A 12,020-nucleotide genomic window follows, 5' to 3' on the forward strand; every position below is an offset into this window, starting at 1 on the left:
TGGCGGTTGCCCGGTTCACTACCACCAGCTAGGTCAACATCTGAGGGGTCTTGGAGTAAATCTTGCAGGCGCTCCTTCGCGTCTTCAGGGGAGTTAACTACCACAGCTAAGCGGTGTTGATGGTTAGTGCGCCGGACACTAGCGGTGTAGCAAATGTCCTCTAATAAGGTAGGGTCGATATCTCTAGTGGCTAACCAGTCTTGATAAGCCTGAGCCAGGGATTTGACCGCTTCTGGACTATGGGCTGAGAGCGGTAGTAAGTAGGGTGGCTTGAGGGGTCTTGTCTGATCCGGGACTTGGGAGGATTCAGGAGCTTGTTCTAAGATCACATGGGCGTTAGTACCGGCAAACCCAAAGGAACTGACCCCAGCCTTGGCTAAACCAAACTCCTCAGGCCAAGGACTTAGAGTCTGCTGAACCCGTAGCGGTAGAGTATCGAAGGGAATATCGGGGTTAGGGTCTTCAAAGTGCAAGCTGGGGGGTAGTTGTTGATGTTTGAGGGATAAGGCAACTTTGATTAAACTAGCAATGCCAGCAGCAGCTTCCAAATGGCCAATATTGGTTTTAACTGCTCCGACAGCACAATAGTTTCCCTCCTGACGATCAGTGGCAAGCACGGAAGCGAGGGCGATCATTTCCATGGGATCTCCCAGGGGTGTGCCAGTACCATGGGCTTCAATGTAGCTAATTTCCGAGGGTGCTACGCCAGCATTGTCTAAGGCTTGAGCGATCAGTTCTTCTTGAGCTGAACCATCGGGAACCGTCAGTCCCTTGCTACGACCATCGTGGTTAACCGCACTGCCTCGGATAGTGGCGTAAATCGGGTCATTATCAGCTAATGCCTGGGATAGGGGCTTGAGGACAATGCAACCTGCTCCTTCACTGCGAACGTAGCCATTGGCTTTGGCATCAAAGGCTTTGCAGCGACCATCGGGAGACAGGGCTTTTAGCTTACTTAGGGCAATGTGACCAATGGGTGACAGGATAATATTCACACCCCCAGCCAAAGCCAAGGTAGACTCTCGAGTCCAAAGACTCTGACAGGCCAGGTGAACTGCAACCATTGAGGAAGAGCAGGCGGTGTCGATTGCGATCGCAGGGCCTTTAAAGTCGAATAAATAGGAAAGGCGACCAGCGGCAATATTCAAGGCATTACCGGTCAGATCGTATCCTTGGGGCTGAGTGGAATACTCTGGATGAGTGTAGCTGTAATCATTGTTGGAAATTCCCACAAATACTCCAGTTCGGGAGCCAGCCAAGTGGTCTCGCACCTGTCCTGCATCTTCCAGGGCTTCCCAAGCCACCTCTAGCAATAGCCGTTGTTGGGGGTCCATGGCAGTGGCTTCTTGGGGGGAGATGCCGAAGAAGTGGGGGTCAAACTGGTCTACTTGGGGCAAAAAGCCCCCGTAGCGAGAGTTCATTTTGCCAGGAGTATCTGGGTCAGAATCATAGAGGTCATCGAGATCCCAACGGGTTTTGGGGATTTCAGTAATGGCATCGACTCCATCACATAATAGTTGCCAAAAAGCCTCTGGATTTTCGGCACCAGGAAAACGACACCCGATGCCAATTATTGCAATTGGTTCCATGTTAAAAACCCTTTAATGACAACATCATAGTCTTGAGATTGAGTGTTATTGCTTAGTAAGCATATGCCCTACACCCATTAGCTGATAGCTAATAGCTTACATTGATTAGTCAATTTATTTTTAGTGTTTAATAGTCACCAGTAACGTTATTGGATAGCATCCCATTGCTGTAACTCTAGGCTCTAAATCAATAACAAGTATTATAGCTAGATTCAACAGCATTTTTTAATGATACTTTTTACAAATTTTTATGCTTACATTTTTTTAGCAAGCTATGAATATTGAACTAAACCCTGAGCATTTTTTTTAACTATTGGATAGTTTAAAATTAAGACTGGATTAAATTAACGTCCAAGCAACTTTTATAACCGTCTCAGCAAAATTAAAGCCTGGCCTTAATCTAAGTTATAGTTATCAAAATTATCATTAATATCAATATCAGCCGGTTCCATTTCCAGGCGCTCAGCTAACTGATTAATTAAGCAAGCTTGAATCTCGTCTTTAGTAATAGTAATAGATTGGGTCATTTGCCTAACTCTGGTATTTTTTTCAGGGTGACTACAATAATGTTTGGTTTGGTTTGGATATGAATTATCCTGTCAGCCTGCAACAACGTTTTACTGGGGAGCATGTCACTTATGCAGAACATTTGTACTAAAACTCTAGCCCCCTCATGGCTTTAAGCTTGCTCTGATGGTACATAGTTGATCTGTTATGCAACTTTGACCTCCTCCCTTTTACTGCCTTTTGGTAATTGGTAAGTGATAAGTGATAATAGCGGTAATTTTACCTAGTCTCCATTACCAATGACCCGACAATCTTTTGTTGTATCCATTTTAGAGAAGGGGTATGAGATTCAACTTATTGTACCAAGTTGTTCTATTTATTTGTCTGGGTCACTCAGAGAAGTTACGCAGCTATTTACAAAACTTTATAATTTTTCGGCAATGGTAGTAAAAGTTACCAGGGGGCGGGGGTTTGGGGAGATGGGGAGATGGGGAGATGGGGAGATGGGGAGATGGGGAGTTGATGTAGGGTGGGCAGTGGTTGATACAGATCAGATTAGCTGACCAAGCCCGTTGGTAGCCACTGCCCACCATCGGATTAATCACAATGGTGCCAGATCTCAGGAGTCCAGTAGGGTACGTTAATATAATGTAACGCTCTCAATAAATATAGAAACTATAGCATTTTTAATAGCTATTAGGATTATGCTGATTATCAGCCAGTAATCTTAATTTTGCTTCAATTTTTGGCTTTAAATTCGGTTCACGTTTAATGATTGCCTTAAAAGCTCGTTTAAATGATGAAGTTAAAATTAAATTAGTCATTGTTTAATTCGGCGATAACATCATCAACTGTACCCCGAAAAACGTTACCTTGTTGATATTATTGGTGAGCTTTAGTAATATTAACAGTGATTTCTTCTCTTCTTTGTTCAATTTGTCTATGTCTAACAATATTAATTAAATCGTTCTGTTCATCTAAATAAAGAGCGTCAATCATTTATAAAATTTGATTGAAGTTACTTGTTATAATTTTTTCCTCTTTTGTCAAAAAAAATCTTATTTTACTCTAATTTAATCTAATTTATTCCTAGAGGGGCGACAAGCGCCCCTCTAGGTTGTATGTAAGCATATGCGCTACTTGAGGTGCTGCGCGAACAGCTATCAGCCGTGAGCCAAAGGCTCACGCTTGGCCTTGGCCGTTGGCCACGCTACGCGAATGGCCACGCTGCTTGAGGTGCGAACAGCCGTCAGCTAATTAACGGGAGGTAGTTCACCTAGGGTGGGCAGTGCTTAATACAGATAACCTTACAAAGCCCGTTGCTAGGCACTGCCCACCCTAGCCATCTTTTAGGGTACGTTACTATAATGTAACCCACCATCTCAATAAACATAGAAACTATAGCGTTTTTCATAGCTACGAGGTACACATAATTTTTTACTTATTGCCTCTTGCCTCTTGCCTCTTGCCTGCTCCCTGCTCCCTAAAAAAAAGTACCTCACCTAATTCAAAACCGCTATATATGACCACTGCCACTCCACCCCTAACCTTAGAGGAGTTCCTCAAACTCCCAGAAACCAAACCCCGATCAGAATTTATTAATGGGGAAATCGTGATTAAGCCCATGGCACAAGGCCAACATAGTCTGCTTCAGATTGAATTGTGTCAAGCTATCAATCGAGTCGCTAATCCCAACAAAATTGCCAAGGCTTTTCCCGAATTGCGCTGTACCTTTGGGGGTCAATCAATTATTCCCGACATCACAGTCTTTCGTTGGGAAAACATCCCCATTGAACCAACTGGCAAAATTGCCAACCGCTTTGAAATATCTCCAGATTGGGCAATCGAAATTCTTTCCCCAGACCAAAGACAAACCAAAGTCCTGAGCAACCTGATCCACTGTTTGCGTCACGGAACTGAACTAGGATGGTTAATTGATCCGGAAGAAGAAAGTATTATCGTGATCGATCAGACTCAACGATTGGAAATTCTTTCAGCAACGTCTACGTTACCGATTCTCAATGGAGTAGAGTTAGAACTAACAGTTGAGGAAGTTTTTGGGTGGTTAACTCTAGGGTAGACCGTATCAATCTTAATTTAGGGAGTATTGGTTATTTCCACAATCATTTCTCCTTGCTGCAACTGTTCTAAAGCATCAGGCAAAGTAGCGCTTAGTAATTGCCGTAAGTTGCGGTTTGTGACGTTACCACAGGTTAGCCACAAAATTTGAGGAGGTGTTCCCAAACGACATACTAAATCGATGAAGTCACTATCTTTGGTCATAATAACAGCGTTTTGAGATCGTGCAGCTTCAAATATCTCGATATCATGAGCATCTCGAAGATCCAAGTCTCGCAGAGCAAAAGCCTCTAAGCCAAAAGTGGTTGACAGCCAATTTGCTAATGTTGGAGGCAATTGAGCATCAATCCAAATCTTCAGGTGCGACCCGTGGCGAATTTAATTCGCCAACGGAAAGCGCACCTAATGCTGTCAGTCTGGGAAAATCAGTGCGTCGTGCAGCAAAAAGTAGACAAGCTTGAATATCTGCGAGTTCCAAATCGGGGAAATCTTCTAAAATTTCAGTAACACTAACATTTTCAGCCAACATTTCTAAAATATCGGTAACTCGAATTCGCATCCCTCGAATGCAGGGACGACCACCACACTGACCAGGGGTTTGAGTAATGCGAGCGATCAAGCTAGTTTTTGAATTCATGAGGGTGTCTAAAAGTTGCTTTGTTTGTCTCCATTTTACTTACATATGTAAGGATATGCGCTACTTGAGGTGCGGTCAGCGGTCAGCGGTCAGCCGTCAGCTGTTGGCCTTGGCCTTGGCCTTTGGGCCACGCTACGCGAATGGCTGATAGCTGATAGCTGATAGCTGATAACTGATAGCTGATAACTGATAGCTTACCCCTAAGCCTCCCCCCATCCCTCAATGGTAGCTACCAAAATGTTAACTAAAGGATGGTCTAGGGCTTCCTTGAAAGCTTCCACTCCTCCAGCTTTCAGAGCATTGATCACCTTGGCTTTTAGGTTTGGGTTATTCTCAATTTGGTCAACAACTTCACTGACAACTATCATCTTTTCTTTGCTCGTTGTAGTGGGATTAGTTTGGGATAGTTGCTCCAGAAGTTGCTGGATTTCAGCTGCTGCTTCGGCTAGGCTTTGTTTTTGCTCTGGTGTCGCATTATTATTCTCAATATTTTGTGTAGCGTTGTCGCCGGTCGCGACCGGAGCATTAGCATTAATAGCGTGCCTTTGGTCTATATTAAAATTACGTGAATTATCTGACATATTATTCTCCGCTTCAGCTTTATTTATAACTTTGACTATAGAATTGGATGACTGGTTACTGATCAAAGCGTCTATAACATCCTTGAAGTTATGAACATAGCGAGTGTTAGCCTCATCTTTACCCTCTAGAAAAGCAATTATTTTAGCATCTTCCAACCTAGCATTATCATAACTTTCCAAAAATTGTCTCTCAACCTTACCCTTATCTATTGATTCTGGAACTTCCAAAGTAAGTAAAACATCATTTCCCTTCCTCTCAATTCCTTGAATCGAATCACCAGTAATTTCATGATTTTCCGCCATTAATTTTTGAAAGGCTTGACGAAATGCTTCTGGATTAACCCCATTACGCAGAAGAATCTGCACCGTATTCGTAATCTGCTTATAAAGCTTGTCAAAATCCCCTGGTTCAAAAACCCGATTAAAGTCATGGGGACGACGCTCTCGACTTCCCATATCATTGGGATTCTCTAGTAAAAATAAAAACCGACAATCAACCTTAGTTAAGGTAGTTGTTGAATCAATATTCCACGCTTCTAAACAAGCTCCCGTAAGATAAGCATGGGTAAAATCAGTACCAACGCAATTAGCTTTAGTTAAATTAGCCCATTCTAAATTAGCATCCTCTAAAGTTGCTTCGCTAAGATCAGCCAGTTTTAAATTAGCCTTATTTAAATTAGCCCCTTTTAAATTTGTACCTCTAAGATTACCATTAACATAAGACTTATTGTAACCATTACCACTAACCAATAATTTTCTAACAGCCGTATCAGCTAAGATAGTATTACCAGGTCTAGCTCGGTCAAGCTTAATAGTATTTTTCCAACAAGTACGAGTAAGATTAGCCTCTCTTAAATCTGTACTTTTAAGAATAGCTCCCGTAAAATCAGCATCGGTTAAGTTAGCCTTGTAAAAACTTGTTCCTCCTGTGGCAGCAAAAGCAATAGCAATAGTGCGAATCCAGGCATCTCTGGGGTCCCCCTTTAGAGCACGCCAGCCCAGGTAAGTGCCAAGTAAAACGAAGGCGAAGGCTCCGGCTAAGGCTACGGCTACGGCTACGGCTTCGGCTAAGGCTTCGGCTAAGGCTACGGCTAAGGCTACGGCTACGGCTACGGCTACGGCTAAGGCTAAGGCTTCGGCTACGGCTACGGCCACAGCGAAGGCTACGGCTAAGGCTACAGCTACGGCAAAGGCTACGGCTACGGCTTCGGCTAAGGCTCCGGCTGCGGCTTCGGCTAAGGCTACGCCTACAGCTTTGGCTACGGCTACGGCTACGGCTAAAGCTACGGCTAAAGCTACGGCTAAGGCTACGGCGAAAGCTACGGCTCCTCCGATGCCTTGACGAAGGATAACAAAAAATAAGACAATTATTACAACCAGTGCTATCCAGCCGAAAATTTGTACCTCTACCTTGCTAGACACAAATATTGACGTTATTAACACCCCACCCAATAAAGAAATAATTCCTGATAGTCCTGACGTTATCCAGGAAACCAACAGAAGAACAATTACCTGCCGTTTTTGTAATCCAGCCTTTGCCTTACAGAACTGAGTTTCCTTTAGAATAGCATTCTTAAAATTTGTTCCTCGAATATCAGCGTAACTAAAATCTGCTCCTGAAAGGTCTTTCTCCTGAAACGATTGACCTCTAAGATTTACCCCTTGGAAATCCCGTTGTCCTGCTGCATATCGTCTCAGAACTTTTTTAGCTTTCATTAGCGATAATTATATATAGTTGAATGAAGGCCGAATCGCTCCTCGATGTAAACTACAGTCGATGAATCAGGATTCCGGAAATACTTACGTAGGAATAAATTTACTTGGTCACATAGGTTTTCTTGTAACCCTGTTACCGTCCCACCCCTGGGATGCGCTACGCACAGCCAAAGGCGATTGGCCTACGGCCACGCTACGCGAACGCAGGTATTCAGTTAGGTTCATCTGAACTAGAACACTGTTACCAGCAGTGCGATTGGCCTACGGCCACGCTACGCGAACGCACCAGTACCAAGAACCAACATTCCAATTCAAACGCGATCGCACCAGAACCAATATCCCAATTCAAACGCGATTGGCCTACGGCCACGCTACGCGATCGCACTCTTTGGCAAAAACCAATCATCCCAATTCAAGCCCATCGCTAATTAAAACTTGTTCAAGAATAAGCTAAGTTTAGAGGCTCCAGCTATTTCCCAGTTTCTTTGCCATCTTCGTATATCCAGCACATTCTTTCCGGATTTTTTACAAATATGAGATAAACCATTAGCAGCTGTGTATACCCGCACAGCTGATCACACAGGTGCATCTTACTGATTACTAAATTACTATGTTGGACTTCTTTTTGAGCCGCGACACCAACTGGCTGTTTGAAACTGCCATGGACAACCCCGAATTGGCTCCGTCCGTGGTTGAACTGCTCTTCCTAGAAGAGATTAAGTACAACGTTCGTGACAGCTCAATCTTAAAACACGACTATCATCTGACAAATTTAAGACAAGTCTATGTTGACACTCTCCGGTCTAAAGACCCGGGGCAGGATAGTAGTTATCAATAGTGCTAAGATAATAAGTTGCACTATATATAAATAGTTCATGTAGGGTGGGCAGTGCTTGATACAGATCAGATCAGCTGACAAAGCCCGTTGCTAGGCACTGCCCACCATCGGTGTAGCCCCAATCGGAATCTGATCGGATTGGCCGTTGGCCACGCGGGGCGCGATCGCACTTCCCAATTCCATTAAATTAAAACCAAAAAAAATAGCCGTAGAAATACTATCCACGGCTATTTCACTGCTGTAAACCCTATGTCATATCTATCAGTTTCCGAATCAATCCGCATGTGATCCTACGCGAACAAATCGGATCCTTTGACCGGGGGGGGAAACCCCCCCAGAAATTTAACCTATTAACGCCAAGTCCGATACTTGGTTGCAAAACTAATTACTTCCCCTGGAATACCCGTCGGCTGCAAAGGGCTCCACTCGGAAACATCTGCATACCCCAGTACATAAAGGCCGTAAATAGTATTAGTTACTGCTTCAGGAGAACCCTTAATATACTTAATACGTTTTTTCTTCGGCTTAGAATCATCAGCATTATTGTCTTGATTCGGAATAAAGTCTGTAGACATGACTAAAAAACTCAATTACGTTTATAATGATTATTGTAATGATTATAGTTTAATTTTTCAAGGGTTTTGAAAAATTTTTTTTGGGGAGGTAATTTTAGGAGAAATTGTCAGGGTGGGCAGTGCTGAATAGGGATCACCTTAAAAAGCCCCTTGCTAGACACTGCCCACCTTACGATTCATCTAGCTTATGTAGGCTGGGCAGTGCTGAATATATATCCTCTTAAAAAGCCCCTTGCTAGACACTGCCCACCCTAGGATTCATCTAGTTGCTCTTGTTGTGTTGCTGGATCTGGACTAAACCATTCTATTACCTTGTCATTAAGAAGTCCGCTAAACAGCCATGCCCCTAATCCTACAAATAAGGTCGCTATTATGCTCATCAGAGCAAGTTTATTGGAGAGATTCCATTTCTTCTCTGTGGGTGACTCATTCAAGGTAACTTCTAAATTCTTGTTGTTAGAATCTCTACCTGCTGCTCCTATGACCGTACTTCCGTCCCCAACCTTGATTTCGCTTTTTTCAGACATAGTTTTACTACCTGTCGCTTCAATATTAATATTAATAGAACTAGCAGCTTTGTTTAGCTGTCGATCTATATCTGGTTGTTCATCTTTTGTGAACTTCTTTAAATCTATCACATCATCAATTAAACTTAATACCTTAACTGTATTATAGGGAGGAATATCACATTTATCCGTATGCTCACCATAAGCAATCCGCTCTCTTAATTTATCAAATTCATAGAAATGAGGATTTTGACTGTTTTTACAAGTAGAACAATTACAGGGGATTAACTTACTACACCTCAATCGGTTATAAGAATCATGGATCTGATCTAGTTGGTAAATAACAGTAGTCAACAAGTCTCGTTTATGTCTACCAGTAACTCTAATTTGAATTTCTCGCTGTTCGTAATATTCAATTACTTCTGCTTTGGTGTTATCTTTGTTTAAAATAACACCACTTTTCCACACATATTGCTGCTGGTAAATCCACTTATGCATTACTACAATAAACCGAGTAATAATACCTTTCGGCATGAATTCATAGGTATAGCGGAGAATTAGATTGTCAGATTCATCCCAATCATACTTAGGTTGATTTAACGTTAGTAGTTGTGGCGCGATGTAGCTATCTTTCCTCCCAGGGATTAGATAGCAAAGTTGAAACTTGATCATCAATTGTAGCAGTTCATCCTGCATATAAGCATATTTTTCTTCCGACCAAATTTTTTCTAAATCAGCGCGGTTAAAGCAACCTAGATTGCGACTAACGTCATCGTTATCCAGCACTTTATATACAGCATCAGTACCCCATTCCGGTTTGAGAATCACCGTTTTCTTTAACAGAGGGTCATCTTGAAAATGCAAACACACTCCCAGATCGTGTAGGTACCCGCTTAACTGTAATTTATCCTTGTATAAAGTAAACCCATTTTTTGAGCAGATCCTTAGATATTCCTCCAGACTGATGTGATTACGGCTATCTTCTTCTAAAGCTTCTCGGACTTGTTTCCATGTTCTAGGTAAAGCTGCTTCCTTGATGTGGGGGAGGTTGCTAATATCAAATTTAATTTGGGTAAGAATATCCTCTAAACCTCGGTTAGTCGCTAGGTTGGTTGCTAGGGTTTTTTTCAGATTGGTAAACTGTCCCCGTAAGGCGCGCTCGTTTATTTCTCTATGACGATCTTGTTTCTCGTTCTTGATAATTAAGAGAGGACTGTTGTCGCTTAAGAGTTCTACTATCTTAAGCCAGTAGTGGAAGTCTGTGTCTTCTTTCCTGGTATCTGCTACTAGGGTGTAAAGGGAACGTTTGGTCAGGAAGAATTGATGGGTGGCGTGATAAATTTCTTGTCCCCCAAAGTCCCAGATATTAACCCGAAATTCTCGACCGTTATCCAGTGGAAATTACCATTGGATAATGTCAATTCCTTCTGTAGATTTTTCGTTTTTCTGTAGTTGATAGTCTGGGTTTTCTATCTTTTTGGCTAGTGTTGTTTTTCCAGCACCTGGTTCACCGACAATCAGGAGTTTTGCTTCATAGATATAATCTTTTCCTTCTTTCAGCAGTTGTCGGAAATAAGCTCTGATTGCTTCAATACCATCTTCTGCAATTTCTATTGGTGGAGTTTCAAGGGGATTTCCGCTTAAATCAAGCTGGGTTAATTTGGTAAGCTTGGTGATGGAGTCTGGGACTGTTTTTAATTTATTATCGCTTAAATCAAGCTCGGTTAAGTTGGTAAGCTTGGTGAGGGATTCTGGGACTGTTGTTAATTTATTATCGCTTAAATCAAGCAGGTTTAAGTTGGTAAGCTTGGTGAGGGATTCTGGGACTGTTGTTAATTTATTATCGCTTAAATTAAGCTCGGTTAACCTAGATAGGTTTCCGATGGATTCTGGGACTGTTGTTAATTGATTATCGCTTAAATTAAGCTGGTTTAATTTGGTAAGCCTACTGATTGACTTTGGGACTGTTATTAATTTATTACTGCCCAAATCAAGCTGGGTTAAGTTAGTTAGCTTTCCGATGGATTCTGGAACTGTTGTTAATTGATTATCGCTTAAATCAAGCTGGGTTAATTTGGTAAGTTTAGTGATAGATTTTGGGACTGTTATTAATTGATTTTTACCAAAATCTAACTGGGTTAAGTTAGTTAGGTTTCCGATGGATTCTGGGACTGTTGTTAATTTATTATATTTTAAATTAAGCTGGGTTAAGTTAGTTAGGTTTCCGATGGATTCTGGGACTGTTGTTAATTTATTACCTGTTACATTAAATTGGGTTAAGTTAGTTAGGTTTCCGATGGATTCTGGGACTGTCGTTAATTTATTACCTGTTAAATTAAGCTGGGTTAAGTTAGTTAGGTTTCCAATGGATTCTGGGACTGTTGTTAAGTCATTAAAGCTTAAATTCAATACTTCCAACTGTGGTAAATTAAAAACTTCAGTTAGGATTTCAGTTAACTGTTCACCATCGTACGAAACCAAAGCCCTGCTTAAATCTAACTGTTTAAGCTGCTTCTCTTTTGCTTCTCTTATTCTATAAACAATATGTTTTGGTACAGCCATTTTTATCACTTATTAATTAGAAATTATAGCGGTTTTAAATAAATTATAGCGGTTTTAAATTAGGTGAGGTACAATTTTTTTTAAGAAACAGGGAGTAGGGAGCAGCGATGCAGCGCGGTCTTGGGGGTTTCCCCCATGAGCGACTGCATCAAGACGGGAGCAGGGAGCAGGTAAAAGGCAAGAGGCAAGAGGCAAGAGGCAAGAGGAACCCACCCCTAACCCCTCCCAGGAGGGGAAGGCAAGAGGCAAGAGGTAAAAAATCCTATGTACCTCATTAAAATAAAAACTGCTATACTTATCAAGTTCGTAGGGTGCGTTAGGGACGGGGGAGCGATGATTGTAGTGTTAGGATAATCCCTCCCGTAACGCACCATCCAAACGGCAAAAATGAGATGCACCCTTTCAAGAATACCAAATTTTAGCATATAAC

Annotated in this window: 13 protein-coding genes and 3 pseudogenes; 4 read left to right on the forward strand and 12 right to left on the reverse strand. The window is 42.0% G+C overall.

Features of this window, described 5'->3' with window-relative positions; genetic code table 11:
- Together F6K20_RS07790 and F6K20_RS07795 are read right to left on the reverse strand one after the other, a co-directional pair.
- The coding region (locus F6K20_RS07790; RefSeq protein WP_287294321.1) for a type I polyketide synthase at positions 1–1,589 on the reverse strand (1,589 nt) is incomplete at its 3' end.
- A gap of 395 nt (positions 1,590–1,984) precedes the next feature.
- Entirely contained in the window at positions 1,985–2,116 is a 132-nt protein-coding gene (locus tag F6K20_RS07795; RefSeq protein WP_287257110.1) for a hypothetical protein, read from the reverse strand.
- Between the two features lie 420 nt (positions 2,117–2,536).
- Here F6K20_RS07795 and F6K20_RS07800 point away from each other — a divergent pair, with 420 nt between their 5' ends.
- Positions 2,537–2,659, forward strand: coding sequence for a hypothetical protein (locus F6K20_RS07800; RefSeq protein ID WP_287294323.1), 123 nt, complete (start codon positions 2,537–2,539; stop codon positions 2,657–2,659).
- A gap of 135 nt (positions 2,660–2,794) precedes the next feature.
- Here the strand turns inward: F6K20_RS07800 and F6K20_RS07805 are convergent.
- Together F6K20_RS07805 and F6K20_RS40535 are read right to left on the reverse strand one after the other, a co-directional pair.
- Positions 2,795–2,920 (reverse strand): annotated as a pseudogene (locus tag F6K20_RS07805) (plasmid stabilization system protein); the annotation flags it as partial.
- Positions 2,913–3,095, reverse strand: a pseudogene (locus tag F6K20_RS40535) (hypothetical protein). The pseudogenes F6K20_RS07805 and F6K20_RS40535, both read right to left, overlap by 8 nt.
- Positions 3,096–3,618: 523 nt before the next feature.
- Here F6K20_RS40535 and F6K20_RS07810 point away from each other — a divergent pair.
- Entirely contained in the window at positions 3,619–4,176 is a 558-nt protein-coding gene (locus tag F6K20_RS07810; protein WP_287265960.1) for a Uma2 family endonuclease, read from the forward strand.
- A gap of 17 nt (positions 4,177–4,193) precedes the next feature.
- Here F6K20_RS07810 and F6K20_RS07815 read toward each other — a convergent pair whose 3' ends face one another.
- The 3 genes and pseudogenes from F6K20_RS07815 to F6K20_RS07825 form a co-directional block, all read right to left on the reverse strand.
- Positions 4,194–4,535 carry a DUF5615 family PIN-like protein gene (locus F6K20_RS07815; RefSeq protein ID WP_502708047.1) on the reverse strand — a complete coding sequence of 114 codons (342 nt, stop codon included), beginning with the start codon at positions 4,533–4,535 and terminating at the stop codon, positions 4,194–4,196.
- Positions 4,536–4,581: 46 nt separating this feature from the next.
- A pseudogene (locus F6K20_RS07820) lies at positions 4,582–4,812 on the reverse strand (DUF433 domain-containing protein); the annotation flags it as partial.
- Between the two features lie 200 nt (positions 4,813–5,012).
- Positions 5,013–7,109, reverse strand: coding sequence for a pentapeptide repeat-containing protein (locus tag F6K20_RS07825; protein ID WP_287294324.1), 2,097 nt, complete (start codon positions 7,107–7,109; stop codon positions 5,013–5,015).
- A gap of 152 nt (positions 7,110–7,261) precedes the next feature.
- On the opposite strand from F6K20_RS07825, the gene F6K20_RS07830 reads away from it, so the two are divergent.
- Complete coding sequence (locus F6K20_RS07830; protein WP_008188565.1) at positions 7,262–7,537, forward strand: hypothetical protein; 276 nt, start codon at positions 7,262–7,264, stop codon at positions 7,535–7,537.
- 197 nt (positions 7,538–7,734) lie between these two features.
- Positions 7,735–7,947 (forward strand): hypothetical protein, encoded by a 213-nt coding sequence (locus F6K20_RS07835; RefSeq protein WP_131827246.1) that lies wholly within the window; start codon positions 7,735–7,737, stop codon positions 7,945–7,947.
- 90 nt (positions 7,948–8,037) lie between these two features.
- Here the strand turns inward: F6K20_RS07835 and F6K20_RS07840 are convergent, their stop codons facing one another.
- From F6K20_RS07840 to F6K20_RS07860, 5 genes are all read right to left on the reverse strand, one after another.
- Positions 8,038–8,172 carry a hypothetical protein gene (locus F6K20_RS07840; protein ID WP_008188569.1) on the reverse strand — a complete coding sequence of 45 codons (135 nt, stop codon included), beginning with the start codon at positions 8,170–8,172 and terminating at the stop codon, positions 8,038–8,040.
- A 125-nt stretch (positions 8,173–8,297) separates the two neighbouring features.
- Positions 8,298–8,522: a hypothetical protein gene (locus F6K20_RS07845; protein ID WP_008188571.1), complete on the reverse strand. Its 225-nt coding sequence runs from the start codon at positions 8,520–8,522 to the stop codon at positions 8,298–8,300.
- A gap of 251 nt (positions 8,523–8,773) precedes the next feature.
- Positions 8,774–10,423, reverse strand: coding sequence for a COR domain-containing protein (locus F6K20_RS07850; protein WP_287294326.1), 1,650 nt, complete (start codon positions 10,421–10,423; stop codon positions 8,774–8,776).
- Between the two features lie 6 nt (positions 10,424–10,429).
- Positions 10,430–11,590: a leucine-rich repeat domain-containing protein gene (locus tag F6K20_RS07855; protein ID WP_287247759.1), complete on the reverse strand. Its 1,161-nt coding sequence runs from the start codon at positions 11,588–11,590 to the stop codon at positions 10,430–10,432.
- Positions 11,591–11,644: 54 nt separating this feature from the next.
- Entirely contained in the window at positions 11,645–11,839 is a 195-nt protein-coding gene (locus F6K20_RS07860) for a hypothetical protein (protein WP_287247761.1), read from the reverse strand.
- Between the last annotated feature and the right edge of the window lie 181 nt (positions 11,840–12,020).

This window comes from Moorena sp. SIO2C4 (genome assembly GCF_010672485.1).
In the GTDB taxonomy this organism is placed as follows: domain Bacteria; phylum Cyanobacteriota; class Cyanobacteriia; order Cyanobacteriales; family Coleofasciculaceae; genus Moorena; species Moorena producens.

Coding starts and splice junctions, on each gene's coding strand:
- F6K20_RS07795 (WP_287257110.1), bottom strand. CDS start 2,116: ATGACCCAATCTATTACTATTACTAAAGACGAGATTCAAGCTTGCTTA.
- F6K20_RS07800 (WP_287294323.1), top strand. CDS start 2,537: ATGGTAGTAAAAGTTACCAGGGGGCGGGGGTTTGGGGAGATGGGGAGA.
- F6K20_RS07810 (WP_287265960.1), top strand. CDS start 3,619: ATGACCACTGCCACTCCACCCCTAACCTTAGAGGAGTTCCTCAAACTC.
- F6K20_RS07825 (WP_287294324.1), bottom strand. CDS start 7,109: ATGAAAGCTAAAAAAGTTCTGAGACGATATGCAGCAGGACAACGGGAT.
- F6K20_RS07830 (WP_008188565.1), top strand. CDS start 7,262: ATGCGCTACGCACAGCCAAAGGCGATTGGCCTACGGCCACGCTACGCG.
- F6K20_RS07845 (WP_008188571.1), bottom strand. CDS start 8,522: ATGTCTACAGACTTTATTCCGAATCAAGACAATAATGCTGATGATTCT.
- F6K20_RS07855 (WP_287247759.1), bottom strand. CDS start 11,590: ATGGCTGTACCAAAACATATTGTTTATAGAATAAGAGAAGCAAAAGAG.